A 17,104-nucleotide genomic window follows, 5' to 3' on the forward strand; every position below is an offset into this window, starting at 1 on the left:
TCAGCGCAAAATTGCTTCGCAATTTTGTCGCGAGCTCCTCGCAATGACGGAGCCTGTGGCTCCGGTCCTCTCCTCCAGCCCCCAAAAGAAAAAGGCCGCCTGGTTTCCCGGGCGGCCTTTCCTGTCTCACGGCGGCGCACATTCTCATCGGGCGATGTCGGAGCTTCCAGACCGGGGGCCTATCTCCCGATCGAGTCCTTCCTCGGCGGCCGCTGCATTTCGGGACAGTCGCGAACTGTTGCCCGAACCGAACGCGATGGTCTCCCATCTCCGTAAGATGGGTTCATTGAGCCGCATTGCCGGTGCGGACGCAATCGCGCGGCAGCGGGCATCCCCGCTGATCCCGTTGTCCACAGCGACGTCGTCAGGATGCGAGTGCATCCAATCCGGAGGTGGAGAAAGCCGGAGCTAGCCGGGCGTCCAGGGCTGATAGTCGCCGGTCGCCTTCGGCCGCCTGCCGCTGGCCAGCGTCGAGCCCGAGGGCCGGTAGGCCCCGGCCGTGCCGGTGAGATTGGGCTGGTGCGGCTTTTCCCACTCGCGCGGCTGGTAGTTGATCGCGGTCGGCGGGGTATCGACGACGTGGTGCATCCAGCCGTGCCATTCCGGCGGAATGCGGCTCGCTTCGGCATAGCCGTTGTAGATCACCCAGCGCCGCTCGAAGCCGAGCGTCGGGTCGATCTTGCCGCCGGCGGTGCGGTAGTAGCGGTTGCCCTGCTCGTCCTGGCCGACCAGCTCCCCGAACCTGGAGGTCCAGAGTTGGGTGCCAAAGGTCTGGCCGTTCCACCAGGTGAAGAGCTTCAGGAAGAATTGTTTCATGCGGCAAGGGCCCTGCTTCGTGGGGTCCTGATGCCATCCGGACGCCCAAATGTCCAGTTCGCCCGATGCGGCCATGCCCGGCCCAAATGCGGTGACCGGGCCGCCAGGACCGCAAGGAGACCGCCGCCAATCGGGACGCGATCCGTTCATGCGGAGTACAGCAGCACAGTGGAAATCTGCACCTCATGCGCAAACCAATGTGATCCCAGGAACTGTAGCCCTTTCAAGGAATTTGCTTTCGGGAAAAGGAGTTTGAACATGAACAGTCTGAGAGTTTTGGGTGCGGCCGCAGCGCTGGCACTGGTTCTTCCGATGGCGACGCCGAGCTTCGCCCAGGGCCATGGCGGCCACGGCGGTGCGCATTTCGGCGGCGGTGGCGGCGGAATGCATTTCGGTGGCGGCGGTGGCCATATGGGCGGCTTTTCCGGCGGCGCCCACTTCAGCGGCGGCGGCGGCAATTTCGCAGCGGCCGCGCGCCCGAGCGGCGGAGTCGCGTTCAACGGCGGCGGCCGCAACTTCGCGGCAGCCGGCGGCCATTGGAATGGCGGCGGCGGCAACTGGCATGGCGGCGGCTGGCACCACCGTGGCGGCTTCTGGCCGGGCTTCGCGGCAGGCGCAGCGATCGGCGGCCTCGGCTCATACGCCTATTATGGCGGCCCCTATTACGGCGATGGCTACTACGACGACGGCTATTATGACGACGGCCCGACCGTCGCCGTGGTGCCGGACACCAGCGGCGATTCGTCGGCCTATTGCGCCCAGCGCTATCGGTCCTACGATCCGGCTTCCGGTACCTATCTGGGCTATGACGGCCTGCGCCATCCCTGCCCGTAATGCGGCCTGATGATCATCATTCAAGGGCGGCGCCGATGATCGGTGCCGCCCTTCGTCTTGATGACAGTCGATCGACCGCACCCGGCGACTGAGGTCGCCGATGCGGGTCTTTGGCGGAGCTTCGCGCGAATCCGGACCACAAGGCAGCCTTCGCTGATCGCACGCATTCGTTTCAACCTGTCATTGAAATCCGATGAAATTCACGTGCGGCGCCGACCGCGGACATCAGGAACCCGCAAGGGCGCTATGCATTGCTCCGTGCATACCCATTTCGGTCCAATCCAAAATTGACCCGGCGCACGATTCGCCTATATCACCAATCGCTGTGGGGACTTCGATCTACTGGGAAAGGTCATGCCGCGTATTCTCGTGGTCGATGACGATCCGATGGTCGGCGCGACCATCGAGGTCCTCCTCCTGCGCCAGGGCTTCGACGTCACGTTGACTGACGGCGGCGAGACCGGGCTTGCTGCGCTGGAAGCGCAGACCTTTGACGTGATGCTGGTCGATATCTTCATGCCTCATATGCGCGGCTTTGAATCGATCCGCATCTTTCACGAACGCGCGCCCGCGATTCCGTTGATCGCGATGTCGGGCTACGCTTTCGCCTCATCCGCCTCGCCCTCCCCGGACTTCCTGCGCATGGCGCTCGAGCTCGGCGCGATGCGTTGCCTGCGCAAGCCGTTCACGCCCGAAACGCTGCTGGCGACGATCCGGGAATGCCTCGGCGAGAGCGCGCCGCCGAAGGACCAGAAAGAGGCCCCTTGATCCCCTCGCAGCGCGTCATTCTCGGTGCTGGACTTGCCGTTCTCCTGCTCATCACCGCCGCCTCGATCGGTCTCGACGTCAAGTCGCGGTCGGACACCGCCTGGGTCAGTCACACCGTCAAGGCCCTGAAGAAGATCTCGGATCTGCGCGCCCTGATCCGCCACGCCGAAAGCGCCGCGCGCGGCTACGAGATCTACCGGACTTCGAGCTTCAACGACGAATTCCAGGCGGTGCACGCCCAGATCGCGCCCGCGCTCGCCGACCTCAAGCGCGGCTTGCGCGGCAATCCCGATCAGATCGCGCTGCTCGAGAGTACCGAGCCTCTGGTGCTGCGCCGGGTCGACATCGCCGCGCAGGCCATGCGCCTGCGCACCGCCAATGACGGCGACGGCATCGCCGCGCTCCAGAGCAAGGGCGAAGGCCGCAGCCTGATGGACACGGTGATGGGCAATCTCGACCGCCTGAGTTCAGGGGAAGAACGGTTGCTCAGCGCGCGATCGCAGGATTCGCGCCGGACCGGCATCGTGCTGCTCGGCATCGACGTCGCGGGTGCCCTGGTGATCCTGTTGCTGGTCGTGATGGTGATGCGCGAGAGCCAGCGTGCCACCGTGCAGCTTCAAAGCTCGCTCGAGCAGACGCAAGCGGCCAAAGAGGCGCTCGAAGCCGCCGTTGCCGAACGCACCGAGCACCTCGTCACCGCCCATGACGAGTTGCGTCTGTCGGTCAACGTGCTGCAAAGCACGTTCCGCAGCATGGCGGAGGCGGTGCTGGTGATCGACAGCGACGGCACCGTGCTCCTGTCCAATCCTGCGGCCGAACGCATGCTGCTGCATCGGACCGGCATGAGTCTCGGCAATCTGCGCGTGCTGTCCGACGTATTCCACGGCGACGGCGTCACGCCGCTCAATCCCGACGAGCTGCCATCCGCTCGCGTGCTGCGCGGCGACGAGTTCGAAGATCTCGAGATGATCGTCCGCCCGCATAGCGGCAACGGCACGCGTCATCTGATGATCAGCGGCCGGCCGATGCGCGACGGACAAGGCAACATCTCCGGCGCGGTGCTGGTCTATCACGATGCCACCGCGTCACGGGAGACCGAGCGGCAGCTGTATCAGTCGCAGAAGCTCGATTCGATCGGAAAGCTGACCGGCGGCGTCGCGCACGACTTCAACAACATGCTGACCGTGATCTCGGGCAATACCGAGACGCTGGTGGCGGGACTGAAGGATCAGCCCGAGCTGCAGCGCACCGCGCGCCTGATCGACGATGCCGCCGCGCGCTGCGCCGACCTGATCCAGCACCTCCTGGCCTTTGCGCGCAAGCAGCCGCTGCAGCCGCGCGACGTCGAGATCAACGCCGCCATCACCGACATCGCAAAACTGCTGCGCCCGACCCTCGGCGAGCAGATCCAGATCGAGACCGTGCTCGAACAGGGACCGATGACATCGCACATCGATCCGTCCCGGCTCACCAATGCCGTGCTGAACATGGCGATCAACGCACGCGACGCCATGCCGAACGGCGGCAAGCTGCTGCTCGAAACCCATCACGTCGTGCTGGACGAGGCCTATGCGCAGGCCAATGCGGATGTCACGCCCGGTCCCTACGTCATGCTTGCCGTCAGCGATACCGGCACCGGCATGCCGCAGAGCGTGCAGGACAACGCGTTCGAGCCGTTCTTCACCACCAAGGAGGTCGGCAAAGGTTCGGGCCTCGGCCTCTCCATGGTCTACGGCTTCGTCAAGCAGTCGGGCGGCCACATCAAGATCTACAGCGAGGAAGGCCACGGCACCACGATCAAGCTCTATCTGCCGCCGGGCCAGGGCGCGGTGGAAACGGCAAGCGCGATCGCGCCGCAGGCCGAAGGCGGCGCCGAGACCATCTTTGTCGTCGAGGACGACAATCTGGTGCGCACCTTCGTCACCGCCCAGCTCCAGAGCCTTGGCTACAAGACCGTCGCCGCCGCCGACAGCAAGGCGGCGCTGGAGCTGATCGACGCCGGCCAGGCCTTCGACCTGCTGTTCACCGACGTCGTCATCCCCGGCGGCATGAGCGGCCGCGAGCTCGCCGACGAAGTGGCCAAACGCCGGCCGGGCGTGAAGGTGCTCTACACATCCGGCTACACCGACAACGCCATCGTGCATCACGGCAAGCTCGATGACGGCGTGATGCTGCTGACCAAGCCATATCGGCGCAACCAGCTCGCCGAGATGATCCGGAAGGCGCTCAGCGCGTCGCCAGCACCACCGCCGCCAGCGTGAAGATCAGCGCGGCGATCTGCCCTGCCCCGAGGGGCTCGTGCAGCGCCAGCGCGGAAGCCACGACGCCGATCACGGGCACCGCCATCGTCCCGATCGCGGCCACCGAGGCCGGCAGGCGCGCGAGCGCTGCGAACCAGCTGACATAGGCGATGCAGAACTGCACCACGGTCGAATAGACCAGGAGCCACCAGCCTGTCGGCGTCACCTTGTCCAGATGCGAGGTCTCGATCAGCAGGCCGACGACTGAGATCGGCAGGCAGCCGATGCCGATCTGCCAGGCGGCGGCCGTGACCGGCGGCAGGTGGATCGGGTACTTCTTCGAGAACACCGTGCCGACGGCAAATCCGAGCGCGCCGCACAGCGCCATGATGATCCCAGGCGCTTTCGCAGCGCTGGCGGCAATGCCGTTGCCGCCCATGATCGAGGCAAGGCCGGCGAAGGCCATCACCAGCCCCAGCGTGCGCAGCACGGTCGGCCGCTCGCCGAGCACGGGCCAGGCGATCAGCGAGGCCCAGACCGGCATGGTGTAGGCGATTAGCGCCGCTTCGCTGGCCGGCAGCCAGAGCAGCGCCAGCCCCATCAGCACCATCCAGCCGGTGACGTTGAGCACGGCGGCCGTCAGCAGCCGCGGCCAGATCGCCGGTGCGACCTTCAGGCTGTCGCCGCGCACCAGCGCGAGCAGCGCCAGCAGCACGGCGCCGAGCACGCCGGTGACGCCGCGAAGCGTCAGCGGCGGCAGCTCGGAGAGCAAGAATTTGGTCACCGGCCAGTTGAAGCCCCAGCCGATCGAGGTGATGGCGAGGAACATCAGGCCGGCCGGGGCGATGCGCGGTCGCGCATCCCGACGAGTCGAATCAAGCATGTGGGCAGTCCGGCAAAATCCAGGTCAGCTTGGCGCGGATTCGCAGTCGCGACCACCACCTCGGCGGGCATGCCTGCCCTCAGCTTCCGTACCATTACGTGAGTCTGGCTGACGCAATCCCATCGGCCAAAAATATACCTGCCCTGTGAACAGCGGGATGAAGCGTCCGGATCATCACGGGATGCAAATTTTTTCGGTTGGGAATCCCTGAGGACTCACTGATACTTGGGTTCACAACAGGCGCGGGCTTGCCCCCTGTTATCCCCCGCAATCCACCATATTTAGTATTTGATTCAGGAACTCGCACTAGTTCTTGACGGGCGCTTTGGAGAGTCCTAGCTTTCGGATCGTTCGGCGCGAGTGAGTTTGCGTCCCGCCGGCACTCCCCCAAAGGGTCCGCATAACTGCACTCCGCCAGGCCAGACGAAGGCAGCGGGATGAGGGCTTGTCTGCCCTCGCATGTGGATTTTTCGGGCGCCAGAACGGGCCGGCAACAGGCTCGGATGGCATCAGTAACGTGTGACGGTGTGGGGCGTTTGAACGCATGTCGGGCTCATCCCCTTGGGGGCGGATGGGTCTGGACATGCCGGCGGGTGATCGATGCGCGCATCGAGGAATCACGTCGGGAGAAACTGGGCCGGATCCACCGGCTGAACTGCGGTGCCCAAGGGCCATGAGGCCTGCGTGGAAACGCGAAACGAAATGTCGACCCGGACGCCTTCAACGAGGGGCGGATCCGGTCAAAGAATAGGACGGGGCAAGACCATGCGGATTGAGCGGCGCCACACCACTTCTGGACAGTCACCTTATGCGGGAATCGAATTCCGCCTGACCACATCGGAGATCAGGAATCCCGACGGCTCGGTCGTGTTCAAAATGGACGGCGTCGAGGTCCCGGCCGAATGGTCGCAGGTCGCCTCCGACGTGCTCGCCCAGAAGTACTTTCGCAAGGCCGGCGTGGCCGCGCGCCTGAAGAAGGTCGAGGAGGAATCCGTCCCCTCGTTCCTGTGGCGCTCGATCCCGGATACCGAAGCGCTTAGCCTCCTCCCTGAGAAAGAGCGCTATGTCAGCGAGCTCTCATCGAAGCAGGTGTTCGACCGCCTCGCCGGCTGCTGGACCTATTGGGGCTGGAAGGGCAAGTATTTCTCCTCCGACGAGGACGCGCAGGCGTTCTACGACGAGCTTCGCTACATGCTCGCCATGCAGATGGTCGCGCCGAACTCGCCGCAATGGTTCAACACCGGTCTGCACTGGGCCTATGGCATCGACGGCCCCGGCCAGGGCCACTATTACGTCGATCCCTTCACCGGCAAGCTGACCAAGTCCAAGTCCGCCTACGAGCATCCGCAGCCGCACGCCTGCTTCATCCAGGGCGTCGGTGACGACCTCGTCAACGAAGGCGGCATCATGGACCTCTGGGTCCGCGAAGCCCGCCTGTTCAAATACGGCTCCGGCACCGGCTCCAACTTCTCGCGCCTGCGCGGCGAAGGCGAAAAGCTCTCCGGCGGCGGCCGCTCGTCCGGCCTGATGAGCTTCCTCAAGATCGGCGACCGCGCCGCCGGCGCCATCAAGAGCGGCGGCACCACGCGCCGCGCGGCCAAGATGGTCGTCGTCGACGTCGATCACCCCGACATCGAGACCTATATCGACTGGAAGGTGAAGGAGGAGCAGAAGGTCGCCGCCCTCGTCACCGGCTCCAAGATCAACCAGAAGCACCTCAAGCTCGTCCTGAAGGCCTGCGTGAACTGCGAAGGCTCCGGCGACGATTGCTTCGACCCCGAGAAGAACCCGGCGCTGCGCCGCGAGATCAAGCTCGCGCGCCGCAGCCTCGTGCCCGACAATTACATCAAGCGCGTCATCCAGTTTGCCAAGCAAGGCTACAAGGACATCCAGTTCGACACCTACGACACCGACTGGGACAGCGAAGCCTATCTCACGGTCTCGGGCCAGAACTCCAACAACTCGGTCTCGCTGAAGGACGATTTCCTCCGCGCCGTCGAGACCGATGGCGACTGGAATCTCAACGCCCGCACCTCCAAGAAGGTGACCAAGACGCTGCGTGCGCGCGACCTCTGGGAAAAAATCGGCTACGCCGCCTGGGCGTCGGCCGACCCGGGCCTGCACTTCAACACCACCATGAACGACTGGCACACCTGCAAGGCGTCCGGCGACATCCGCGCATCGAACCCGTGCTCGGAATACATGTTCCTGGACGACACCGCCTGTAACCTGGCGTCGGCCAACCTGCTGACCTTCTACAACACCGAGACCAAGCAGTTCGACGTGAGGGGTTACGAGCACCTCTGCCAGCTCTGGACCATCGTGCTCGAAATCTCCGTGATGATGGCGCAGTTCCCCTCGCGCGCGATCGCCGAGCTCTCCTACGAGTTCCGCACGCTCGGCCTCGGCTACGCCAACATCGGCGGCCTGCTGATGACCATGGGCCTCTCCTACGACTCCCGGGAAGGCCGTGCGCTCTGCGGCGCCCTCACCGCGGTCATGACCGGCATCACCTACAAGACTTCGGCCGAGATGGCGGCCGAGCTCGGCACCTTCCCCGGCTACAAGAAGAACGCCGCGCACATGCTGCGCGTCATCCGCAACCACCGCCGCGCCGCGCACGGCGAGGCCTCAGGCTACGAGGCGCTCAGCGTCAACCCGGTGCCGCTCGACCACGCCTCGTGCCCGCAACAGGACATCGTCGCCCATGCCAAGGCGGCCTGGGATGCGGCGCTCGAGCTCGGCGAACAGCACGGCTATCGCAACGCCCAGACCACCGTCATCGCGCCGACAGGCACGATCGGCCTGGTGATGGACTGCGACACCACAGGCATCGAGCCCGACTTCGCCCTGGTGAAATTCAAGAAGCTCGCCGGCGGCGGCTACTTCAAGATCATCAACCGCGCGGTCCCCGCAGCGCTGCGCGCGCTCGGCTATCGCGAAGCCGATATCGCGGAGATCGAAGCCTACGCCGTCGGCCACGGCTCGCTCTCCAACGCGCCCGGCATCAACGCCTCGACCCTCAAGGCCAAGGGCTTCACCGATGAAGCCATCGCCAAGGTGGAAAAGGCGCTGCCGACCGCCTTCGACATCAAGTTCGCCTTCAACAAGTGGACCTTTGGCGAGGATTTCATTCGCGACCAGCTCGGCATCGGCGCTGAAGCCATCGCCACCCCGGGCTTCGACCTGCTCCAGGCCGTCGGCTTCACCAAGCGCGAGATCGAGGCCGCCAACGTCCACATCTGCGGCGCGATGACGGTGGAAGGTGCGCCCCACCTCAAGGCCGAGCACTACGCAGTGTTCGATTGCGCCAATCCCTGCGGCAAGATCGGCAAGCGTTATCTGTCGGTCGAGAGCCACATCCGCATGATGGCTGCGGCCCAGCCCTTCATCTCGGGTGCGATCTCCAAGACCATCAACATGCCGAACGACGCCACGGTTGAGGACTGCAAGTCCGCCTACATGCTGTCGTGGAAACTCGCCTTGAAGGCCAACGCGCTCTATCGCGACGGCTCGAAGCTCAGCCAGCCGCTCAACTCGCAGCTCATCAGCGACGATGAGGACGAGGACGATGCGGTCGAGACGCTCTACGAGAAGCCGATGGCGGCGCGCGCCGCCCAGGTCTCGGAAAAGATCGTCGAGAAGCTGGTCGAGCGCATCGTCGTGATGCGCGAGCGCGAGAAGATGCCCGATCGCCGCAAGGGCTACACCCAGAAGGCGGTCGTCGGCGGCCACAAGGTCTACTTGCGCACCGGCGAATATGACGACGGCCGTCTTGGCGAGATCTTCATCGACATGCACAAGGAAGGCGCAGCGCTCCGCTCCTTCATCAACAACTTCGCCATCGCCGTGTCGCTCGGCCTGCAATACGGCGTGCCGCTCGACGAATATGTCGATGCCTTCACCTTCACCCGCTTCGAGCCGGCGGGCCCGGTGCAGGGCAACGACAGCATCAAATACGCGACCTCGATCCTCGACTACGTCTTCCGCGAGCTGGCGGTGAGCTACATGTCGCGCTTCGATCTCGCCCATGTCGATCCGACCGAGTCGAACTTCGACGCGCTCGGCAAGGGCGTCGAGGAAGGCAAGGAGCCGGATGAGACCCAGCACGCGACCAAGCTGGTCTCGCGCGGCCTCACCCGCTCGCGGACCGACAACCTCGTCGTGATGCGCGGCGGTTCGGCCGCCGTGGTCTCGGGCAATGACAGTGCCCCGTCAGGCGGCAGCAAGGTCACGGCACTGGCCGGGCACGGCGCGAGCGCCCGGGTCGGCGATGTCCTGGAAGGCGCAGTCGCGCTGAAGCAGGAAGTGGCCCACGACCTCTCGCCCACCGAGAAGCTAGAGGCCCTCCAATGGAGCAAGGCCGGCAGCGCCGCAACGGTCGCGGCCCCCACCAAGGCCGAGCGCCGCGCGGAAGCCAAGGCCAAGGGCTACGAAGGCGAGATGTGCTCAGAGTGCGGCAACTTCACGCTGGTGCGGAATGGCACCTGCATGAAGTGCGATACTTGTGGGTCGACGACGGGGTGTAGCTGAGACCAATAGCGCAAGCCGCCCGGAGGCCAAGATGCCAGTTGCATTGCGCCAGGGTGGCTTGCGCTACTACTTCTTCTCCAACGAAGGCCAGCCACCCGAGCCGCCGCATGTCCACGTCAAAGGCGGCGGCCGGGACGCCAAGGTCTGGCTTGAGCCCGCCGTATCAATAGCCGACAGTTATGGCTTCAATCCGCGTGAACTTTCGAATATCCTGCGCGTGGTGGAAGACAGCAGTGATCTTCTTCTGAAGGCTTGGCATGACCATTTCGGCAACTAGCGTTCGCTTCGACGAGCACATGATGTGGGTCGAACTGTCCGACGGCCGGGCGCTCGGCATACCGCTCGCGTGGTTTCCGCGACTGCTGCATGCATCGCCCGCGGAGCGCGAGCAGGTCGAACTCAGCCGGGTCGGCCTGCACTGGGAAACGCTTGACGAAGATATCTCCGTAGCGGGCCTTCTCGCAGGACGCGGCGACGTCACGCGATCCACGGAACACGCCGCCTAGCCCGCTGGATCGACGCGCTCGGATATTGCGGCCACCTGCTGAGCCTCTGCGCCGCGAACGGAAATGCGGCCCCTGCGTCGATCTGCAAGCCATGCCAAAGCAAATGCGGCCAGCGTGAGGACGATAGCGCCAGCATACGCATATTGCGGCAGGCTGAGCACGTTTATTCCTGAGTAGAGGCAGTAGAGCGTGGCTGCAATGACGCAGAGCAGGACCATGTGGATCGTACTGAACACGTAGCTCCACTCCGAACCCACATCGCCTTCGTCATCGTCCATCTCGCATTTCAGTTTGTTGAATTCAACTTGAAGGTAACGGAAGCCGTTCGGATAGGAGCGAGCCACCATGCGCAATAGTTGGCGATCGATCGAAAAGTTGATCGCCGTGAGCGCCCTCACGACTGTGAGAAGCAGGAGAAAAAGGAGAGCGACCACTATCATGGTCAACCACACCGGCGCGGCGATTATGGCCCACGCCAACATCGCAAAAATTCGGCTAAACGAAATTACGGACGCTTCCAACCTCTCGAGCCACGTACTCTCAGGCGCCTCTCGTGTACCGCTGGTGTCGCTCATGCTGCGCCCCCCGGCTAGATGATGTTCGCAACTATTCCAGGTAATTCCTCCGAGCAATGCCGGCGGATTGAATCACATCATCACGTCCAGCGCAACTTAGACGGGCACCGAGATAGCGGATCAACGGTGGTATCCTCATGGGCGGTCGGCCGGCCCGTTGCCTATTGACATGCGTCGTCGGCGCTCCGCCCTCCCGGCCCCCGTGCGAACGTAGGACGGGCGGAACGAAGCGATACCTATCAAAGTCGTCCAGCGCGTGGGACGGGTTGAGCCCTTGCGAAACCCATCATCTGACGACGGCTGTTGATGGATGCCCCTCGAAGAGACGTGTTGTAGTGCCGCGGCGACACCACGATAGCCGGTCGCCGGCCGCTTTGCCCATGTCCGACCGTTGGGTCCAGATCGAACCAAATGAGGTCCCCGGCCTCGGGACGATAGTCACCAGGCTTCGGTGCCAACGGCAGACCCCCAATCAGTCTCGTCGTGACGGTTGGCCGGCGTGATCCCCGCAACCAGATCGTCGAGCGCATAGCGACGTTTGCGCCGCTGCGGTCGCGCGATCTCGATGACCAGCTTGCCGTCGCTCACGGTCATCTCCGCGGCCCTCCCGTCGCGGGCTCCGATCTCGTCGGCGAACGCTTTCGGGACGCGCAGCGCGAGGCTCTTGCCCCACTTCTGAAATGCAACCTTCATCCTTGGCCTCCGAGCGCGATGATACAATGTAGACACATCGTCGGCATTCAACTGCGAAGTTTACCGCGGCGACGGGCTTCGCAAGAGCTCACTATCCTACGCACTATCGCCACGGTTGCGTCGCGCACGGCACATCCCCCAAGGATTGCCACGCTCTGCGCCGCCGCTCGCAGCAGCTCTTTCCGACCGATCGGACATATCTTGCGCTGGATCAAGACCGGGTGAGTCGATACCGGTCATGACGATCTCTGCCTCGGCCGTCAGCGACGGTCGAAGCTCCCGCGAGGGACCACCGGCGCGCGACGACATTTGCTTCGTTGCGGGCCAGCGCGAGAGCATCATGTGGCATCAGAGAACCATTCGTTTCTGGCTGATCTGCCTGGTCGTCGCCTGCGTTCTGCCGGTGACGCTGGCGGCGGGCTTTCTGATCGTGCATTCCTACCGGCAAAATACCGCCTTCGTCGGCCACAGCACGGTGGCTACCGCCCGCGCGCTGATCCAGGCCGTCGACGCCGAAATGTACGGGGTGCAATCCGCGCTGCAGGCGCTCGCAACATCGCCTCATCTCTCCTCCGGCAACCTCGAGGGCTTCTATGGACAGGCGCGCGAGGCGCTGACCGTTCTCACCGGCACCAACATCGTCCTCACCGATCCCGCGGCGCAGCAGGTCCTCAATTCGCTGCGGCCGTTCGGCGCTCCCCTGCCCCGGCATGGCCAGCCCGACGTGGTGCGGCGGATCCTCGAAACCGGCGATCCCGTCATTTCCGATCTCTTCCGCGGTCCGGTCGTCGATAACTGGGTGTTCGTGGTCGAAGTGCCCGTGCTCGCGGACGGCAAGATCATCTACACGCTGGCCATGGGCATCACGCCCGATCGCCTGAGCGGGATCCTGCGCAGGCAGAATATTCCGCCGAGCTGGGTCGCTGCGATTTTCGACAGCACCGGGACCATCGTCGCGCGCACCCATGCAGCGGACCAGTTCGTCGGCAAGAAGGGCGCGGCGGAATTCGTCCAGCGCTTCACGGAGGTCGCCGAGGGCAGCATCGAAACCACGACGGTCGAAGGCATTCCGATCTTCAGCAGCTTCAGCCGCTCCCCCCGATCCGGCTGGACGGTCGGCATGGGCATTCCGCTCGCCGATCTGACTGCGAATGCCCGGCAATCGATCGCGTTCAACGCTGCAACTGCCGGCACCATGCTTGCGATCGGCTGCCTCGCGGCTGCGATGTTCGGCGCCCGCATCAGCCGTTCGATCATGAGGCTCAGCGCCCCGGCCCTCGCACTGGGGTCACCGGGACTGCCGTCGATTCCAGTCACCGACATCATCGAGATCGACGAGGTCGGTCAGGCGCTGGTCAGAGCCTCGCAGCTGATTGCGTTGCGCGAGCACGAACGCGTCCAGAGAGAGGCGGACACGCGCGAGGCAGTGGTCGCAAAGCAGGTGGCTGAACAAGCCAATCGCGCGAAGTCTGAATTTCTGGCGTCGATGAGCCACGAGTTGCGAACGCCACTCGGCGCCATTTCCGGCTTCGCCCAATTGCTGCACGGAGCGGGAGATGCGCTCGCGCGCGATCGCCGGATTCGTTACACGGAGAACATCATGACGGCGAGCGAGCATCTCGAACATATCATCAATGATATATTGGACATGGCCCGCCTCGAGACCGGACACGTCAAGCTCGACCTCGAGACCCTCGATTGCCTGGAAATCATGACCGAAGCGAGCCGCACGCTGGAGCTCCAGGCTCGCAAGAGCGGCATTGTCTTCACGGTGGACACCTCGGCAAACCTTCCGCTCGTCACCGCCGATCGAACCCGTCTGATCCAGGTCCTGCTCAATCTCGGCAGCAACGCCATCAAGTACAACATCCCGGGTGGCTGGGTTCAACTGTCGGCGATCCCAGTCGGCAGCATGGTCCGCTTCATCGTCCGGGATACCGGTCCGGGCATTCCTGCCGCGCTTCGCGGCCAGATTTTCCAGCCGTTCAATCGCCTCGGCGCCGAGCTTACCCAGGTCGAGGGGACCGGCATCGGCCTTGCCCTCAGTCGCCGACTGGTGCTGGCCATGAACGGTCGCATCGACTTCGAAAGCACCGAAGGGGAAGGCAGCAAATTCTGGGTCGACCTGCCGGCCGCCGATGAGATCGCGGCGACGTCGGCGAAGGTCGCGACGCCATTGCCTCCCACGACCCCGCTTGCGCGGAATACGGTTCTCTATATCGAGGACAAGATCCCGAATGTCGAATTGATGCATGGCGTGGTTGAAAATGCGGGAGGCATCCGCTTGCTCGATGCGCAGACCGTCAAGGACGGTATCGCCATTGCGCGATCGGTGAAGCCGGATCTCGTCATCACCGACATTCACCTGTCCAACGGCACGGGATTCGACGTCCTGCAGAGCCTGCGCGAGGACCCTGCCACCGCGCACATTCCAATTGTCGCACTGACTGCGGATGCCATGCAAGCCAACATGAACAACATGAAACGCGTTGGCTTCGACGAGATCCTGACCAAGCCGTTCAAGGTCGTCGAACTCGTCAACTTGCTGCGCACTCGGCTGCCGAATGAGCCGAATCCGCTCAAGGCTGACTGTTAGCGCTTAGGGTGGGTTAGCACCCTACGCGCGGTCTCCCTCATGCGCACGAAGTTCGCGCGTGCGACTCTGCGGGCACTCCGCTTGAAATGCCTTTGCGCTCGCACATTTCCCCCCTTACACTTCCCCCTTACCGGGTTTGCAACGGAACCCTAGACGCGCGGAGGAGAAGCTATGTCCAAGCCGGAAAGCTTCCCGATCGAGAAGATCTTCGTTCCCACGAAGCAGAAGAAAGCAATCAAGCCCGAGATCGTCGCGGAGATCGCAGAAAGCATTCTGGACATCGGACAACAGGCCCCCATTTCCGTCAGGCGCGATGGAGACCGGCTCGTCCTGGTCGAGGGGCTGCATCGGCTCGAAGCCTGCAAGGCGCTCGGCGAGAGCACCATCACCGGTGTCCTGGTCCCGGCCGAGCTTGCGCAACACAAGGCGCAGCTCGCCGACCGGCCCGAGGTCGAGGCAGAGCGCATCAAGATGGCGCGATTGAAACAATTGCGCCTCGAGCGGGAGGCCGCAGAGGCGTCGATGGTATCAGGCAAGCGCAGCAATGAAACGGCAGCGCCGCGCGCCCGTCCGAACAACGGCGTCCATACTCCGAAGGCACCGGGCCGGACTGCGAAAGCGACGACGAAATCGTTGTCGGAATGGATCACGCAGCAAAAGGGCAGCGGCGGCCGCTACTGATGGCCGGCCGCGCTCAGTCCCGCCGCCGCTCGTTCTCGGGGTGAATGAAGATATCGTGCACTAGCCCGAGCTTGCCGAGCCCGAGGATGATCAGGCCGTTGATGTCGATCTCGTACCAGGCGTGCGAGAGATAGGCATCGCGCGGAAACCGGTGATGGTTGTTGTGCAGGCCCTCGCCGAAGGTGATGAGCGTGGTGACGAGCTCGTTGGTGGTACCGTCGTCGAGCTGGTAGCGGCGATAGCCCCAGCGGCCGTCGCTGTGGCAGACCGAATTCACCAGCGAAGTCGCCATCGTCATCATGTAGCTGCGGAACAGGCCGGAGAACAGCACGCAGCCGATCATCGTATGCATGCCGCCGAAGGCGTAGCCGATGCCGCCTGGAATGATCAGCGCCGACAGCGCGTACCAGTACCAGCGCGTCCTGGTGAAGAACGTGCTGATAGGATCAGCCAGAATGTCCCTGGCGTAGTATTCGGCATCCGTGGTCGCCTGGTCCCACACCCAACCGCCCTGCGCATGGCCCATGCCCTTGGCGAAGCCGTCGATGCGGTGGCCGAAGCCGTCGTAGTAAGGGCTGTGGACGTCACCGGGCTTGTCGGAGTGAAGATGATGGCGCCGGTGGTTGCTCACCCATTTCAGGATCGAGCCCTGCACTGCCATGGTGGCGATCGCGGCCAGGATCGTCCGCATCACCGGGCCGCAGCGATAGCTGCGATGCACGAAATAGCGATGCATGAAGCCGATGCCCATGGTGGTCAGCATGAACATGCCGGCGAACACCGAGATCTCGACGCGTCCGAGCCCGTACGTGAACGCCCAGATCAGCGCCCCGATCGAGCCTGCGATCATGAGCGCGAACGAGATATAGGAATCGCGAAACTTAGCATCGACGACAGGGCCTTCGACCAGCACGCCGGGCGGCATTTTCGGCGCCTCGCTCCGGCCAGAACCCTCCTCCGCAACCACGCCCTCAACGACGGTCATTTCAGCCATTCCATGAGTGTAACATCTGCTCTTCTGCAACGAGAGGGTACAGAGGCCTGATATCCAGGGCAACCCGTGGAAGCGCGGTGGTGCCATCAGCTGTCGCGGCGGTTAACGCCATGGAGCGGCAACCCGGTGCCGTAGGGTGGGTTAGCCGTAAGGCGTAACCTACCACTTCTGCTTCTGCGAATGGAGACCGCGGTGGGTTACGCCGCGCCATCCGCGCTTCGCGTAATCGCGGGGCTAACCCACCCGATGCACCGCCGATCGCTACCACCAATACGGCCAGCGCCATCCCTCATAGCGAATATAGGACGGCACAAACGGCGGGCCGTTGGGATCGACGCGGTCGTCTTCGGGCCGATAGCGATAGCGTGGCACGACATTGTAATCCCACGGTGTCGGCCTGAGCACGGGCGCCGTCACGATGAGCCGCTCTTGCGGCGTGCGCACGACGACGGCCTTCCGCGCCCTCGCTTCGGCACCGGACGTGCCGAGCAACACCAGGGCGGTTCCGAGCGCACAAGCGACGGTCGATATCTTCATGCGTTGGTCTCCTTCGGAACCAAGAGTGCGCAAGGACGCCCGCCAAGGCAAGTCAATTCATCGCGCTGAACTTTTTTGCAGCTGGGCCGTTCTCTGTGCCAACGGAGGATGGCGACAATGATGTTTGATTTGCGGGTTGTGGCGATCGCAGCGAGTTTGATCCTGGCGTCCATCACGGTGGCCGCGGCGGAGGGCGAAAAGGATCAACCCGCGAAGGCCACAACGGGCACCACAGCCACCACCGACACGACCGCAGCACGCCCCATCCGCGTCGTCCTCCCCGCCCCCTGGGAACCCGCCCCGGCCTCGTCAGGCGAACGAGCAATTGTTCAGAAATAAATCGCAGCCGTAGGTGGGGCAGCCACGCGGACTGCGCGCAGGGCAGACCGCCCGGTGTAACCCACCTCTTCTGTTGCCCGCGGATAGAGCCAGTGGTGGGTTACGCCGA

General features: G+C 63.9%; 16 protein-coding genes. 9 read left to right on the top strand and 7 right to left on the bottom strand.

The features are described from left to right. Positions 1 to 408: 408 nt before the first annotated feature. Positions 409 to 816, bottom strand: coding sequence for an NADH:ubiquinone oxidoreductase subunit NDUFA12 (locus XH91_RS19500; RefSeq protein ID WP_128952072.1), 408 nt, complete (start codon positions 814 to 816; stop codon positions 409 to 411). A gap of 258 nt (positions 817 to 1,074) precedes the next feature. Between XH91_RS19500 and XH91_RS19505 the strand changes: the two genes are divergently transcribed. The 3 genes from XH91_RS19505 to XH91_RS19515 all read left to right on the top strand — a co-directional run bounded on the left by XH91_RS19505 (position 1,075) and on the right by XH91_RS19515 (position 4,679). Further along, positions 1,075 to 1,650 carry a BA14K family protein gene (locus XH91_RS19505; RefSeq protein ID WP_128952073.1) on the top strand — a complete coding sequence of 192 codons (576 nt, stop codon included), beginning with the start codon at positions 1,075 to 1,077 and terminating at the stop codon, positions 1,648 to 1,650. Between the two features lie 354 nt (positions 1,651 to 2,004). Continuing rightward, positions 2,005 to 2,418: a response regulator gene (locus tag XH91_RS19510; protein ID WP_128952074.1), complete on the top strand. Its 414-nt coding sequence runs from the start codon at positions 2,005 to 2,007 to the stop codon at positions 2,416 to 2,418. Continuing rightward, positions 2,415 to 4,679, top strand: coding sequence for a CHASE3 domain-containing protein (locus XH91_RS19515; RefSeq protein ID WP_164934151.1), 2,265 nt, complete (start codon positions 2,415 to 2,417; stop codon positions 4,677 to 4,679). The genes XH91_RS19510 and XH91_RS19515 overlap by 4 nt, the downstream gene beginning before the upstream one ends. On the opposite strand, the gene XH91_RS19520 is transcribed toward XH91_RS19515, so the two are convergent. Then, positions 4,645 to 5,541, bottom strand: coding sequence for a DMT family transporter (locus XH91_RS19520; RefSeq protein ID WP_128952075.1), 897 nt, complete (start codon positions 5,539 to 5,541; stop codon positions 4,645 to 4,647). The genes XH91_RS19515 and XH91_RS19520 overlap by 35 nt on opposite strands. Positions 5,542 to 6,306: 765 nt before the next feature. On the opposite strand from XH91_RS19520, the gene XH91_RS19525 reads away from it, so the two are divergent. From XH91_RS19525 to XH91_RS19535, 3 genes are read left to right on the top strand one after another with little or no spacing between them, the layout of a single operon-like run. Further along, on the top strand, positions 6,307 to 10,074 hold the full coding sequence (locus XH91_RS19525) for a vitamin B12-dependent ribonucleotide reductase (protein WP_128952076.1): 3,768 nt from the start codon (positions 6,307 to 6,309) through the stop codon (positions 10,072 to 10,074). 31 nt (positions 10,075 to 10,105) lie between these two features. Next, entirely contained in the window at positions 10,106 to 10,351 is a 246-nt protein-coding gene (locus XH91_RS19530; RefSeq protein WP_128952077.1) for a DUF4160 domain-containing protein, read from the top strand. Next, positions 10,332 to 10,580, top strand: coding sequence for a DUF2442 domain-containing protein (locus XH91_RS19535; protein WP_128952078.1), 249 nt, complete (start codon positions 10,332 to 10,334; stop codon positions 10,578 to 10,580). Before XH91_RS19530 ends, XH91_RS19535 begins: the two co-directional genes overlap by 20 nt. Here XH91_RS19535 and XH91_RS19540 read toward each other — a convergent pair. The 3 genes from XH91_RS19540 to XH91_RS19550 all read right to left on the bottom strand — a co-directional run bounded on the left by XH91_RS19540 (position 10,577) and on the right by XH91_RS19550 (position 11,848). Further along, a complete protein-coding gene (locus XH91_RS19540) occupies positions 10,577 to 11,155 on the bottom strand; it encodes a hypothetical protein (RefSeq protein ID WP_128952079.1) in 579 nt (192 codons plus the stop codon). The genes XH91_RS19535 and XH91_RS19540 overlap by 4 nt on opposite strands. Positions 11,156 to 11,394: 239 nt before the next feature. Next, on the bottom strand, positions 11,395 to 11,685 hold the full coding sequence (locus XH91_RS40120; protein WP_128952080.1) for a type II toxin-antitoxin system PemK/MazF family toxin: 291 nt from the start codon (positions 11,683 to 11,685) through the stop codon (positions 11,395 to 11,397). After that, entirely contained in the window at positions 11,594 to 11,848 is a 255-nt protein-coding gene (locus tag XH91_RS19550; protein ID WP_128954914.1) for an AbrB/MazE/SpoVT family DNA-binding domain-containing protein, read from the bottom strand. Before XH91_RS19550 ends, XH91_RS40120 begins: the two co-directional genes overlap by 92 nt. A gap of 238 nt (positions 11,849 to 12,086) precedes the next feature. Here XH91_RS19550 and XH91_RS19555 point away from each other — a divergent pair, with 238 nt between their 5' ends. Both XH91_RS19555 and XH91_RS19560 read left to right on the top strand, forming a co-directional pair. Further along, entirely contained in the window at positions 12,087 to 14,444 is a 2,358-nt protein-coding gene (locus XH91_RS19555; RefSeq protein WP_128952081.1) for a hybrid sensor histidine kinase/response regulator, read from the top strand. Positions 14,445 to 14,615: 171 nt separating this feature from the next. Further along, a complete protein-coding gene (locus XH91_RS19560) occupies positions 14,616 to 15,125 on the top strand; it encodes a ParB N-terminal domain-containing protein (protein ID WP_128952082.1) in 510 nt (169 codons plus the stop codon). A 13-nt stretch (positions 15,126 to 15,138) separates the two neighbouring features. Here the strand turns inward: XH91_RS19560 and XH91_RS19565 are convergent, their stop codons facing one another. Both XH91_RS19565 and XH91_RS19570 read right to left on the bottom strand, forming a co-directional pair. Continuing rightward, positions 15,139 to 16,110 (bottom strand): acyl-CoA desaturase, encoded by a 972-nt coding sequence (locus XH91_RS19565; RefSeq protein ID WP_128952083.1) that lies wholly within the window; start codon positions 16,108 to 16,110, stop codon positions 15,139 to 15,141. A gap of 270 nt (positions 16,111 to 16,380) precedes the next feature. Continuing rightward, the gene (locus tag XH91_RS19570; protein ID WP_128952084.1) at positions 16,381 to 16,656 is read right to left on the bottom strand and encodes a hypothetical protein; all 276 of its coding nucleotides are present in this window, start codon (positions 16,654 to 16,656) and stop codon (positions 16,381 to 16,383) included. Between the two features lie 117 nt (positions 16,657 to 16,773). Between XH91_RS19570 and XH91_RS19575 the strand changes: the two genes are divergently transcribed. Further along, entirely contained in the window at positions 16,774 to 16,995 is a 222-nt protein-coding gene (locus XH91_RS19575; protein WP_128952085.1) for a hypothetical protein, read from the top strand. Positions 16,996 to 17,104 lie beyond the last annotated feature (109 nt).

The sequence above is a fragment of the Bradyrhizobium guangzhouense genome (genome assembly GCF_004114955.1).
Classification (GTDB): domain Bacteria; phylum Pseudomonadota; class Alphaproteobacteria; order Rhizobiales; family Xanthobacteraceae; genus Bradyrhizobium; species Bradyrhizobium guangzhouense.

Coding starts and splice junctions, on each gene's coding strand:
- XH91_RS19570 (WP_128952084.1), bottom strand. CDS start 16,656: ATGAAGATATCGACCGTCGCTTGTGCGCTCGGAACCGCCCTGGTGTTG.
- XH91_RS19560 (WP_128952082.1), top strand. CDS start 14,616: ATGTCCAAGCCGGAAAGCTTCCCGATCGAGAAGATCTTCGTTCCCACG.
- XH91_RS19500 (WP_128952072.1), bottom strand. CDS start 816: ATGAAACAATTCTTCCTGAAGCTCTTCACCTGGTGGAACGGCCAGACC.
- XH91_RS19555 (WP_128952081.1), top strand. CDS start 12,087: ATGACGATCTCTGCCTCGGCCGTCAGCGACGGTCGAAGCTCCCGCGAG.
- XH91_RS19535 (WP_128952078.1), top strand. CDS start 10,332: ATGACCATTTCGGCAACTAGCGTTCGCTTCGACGAGCACATGATGTGG.
- XH91_RS19565 (WP_128952083.1), bottom strand. CDS start 16,110: ATGACCGTCGTTGAGGGCGTGGTTGCGGAGGAGGGTTCTGGCCGGAGC.
- XH91_RS19525 (WP_128952076.1), top strand. CDS start 6,307: ATGCGGATTGAGCGGCGCCACACCACTTCTGGACAGTCACCTTATGCG.
- XH91_RS19540 (WP_128952079.1), bottom strand. CDS start 11,155: ATGAGCGACACCAGCGGTACACGAGAGGCGCCTGAGAGTACGTGGCTC.
- XH91_RS19505 (WP_128952073.1), top strand. CDS start 1,075: ATGAACAGTCTGAGAGTTTTGGGTGCGGCCGCAGCGCTGGCACTGGTT.
- XH91_RS40120 (WP_128952080.1), bottom strand. CDS start 11,685: ATGCGCTCGACGATCTGGTTGCGGGGATCACGCCGGCCAACCGTCACG.
- XH91_RS19575 (WP_128952085.1), top strand. CDS start 16,774: ATGATGTTTGATTTGCGGGTTGTGGCGATCGCAGCGAGTTTGATCCTG.
- XH91_RS19510 (WP_128952074.1), top strand. CDS start 2,005: ATGCCGCGTATTCTCGTGGTCGATGACGATCCGATGGTCGGCGCGACC.
- XH91_RS19530 (WP_128952077.1), top strand. CDS start 10,106: ATGCCAGTTGCATTGCGCCAGGGTGGCTTGCGCTACTACTTCTTCTCC.
- XH91_RS19520 (WP_128952075.1), bottom strand. CDS start 5,541: ATGCTTGATTCGACTCGTCGGGATGCGCGACCGCGCATCGCCCCGGCC.
- XH91_RS19550 (WP_128954914.1), bottom strand. CDS start 11,848: ATGAAGGTTGCATTTCAGAAGTGGGGCAAGAGCCTCGCGCTGCGCGTC.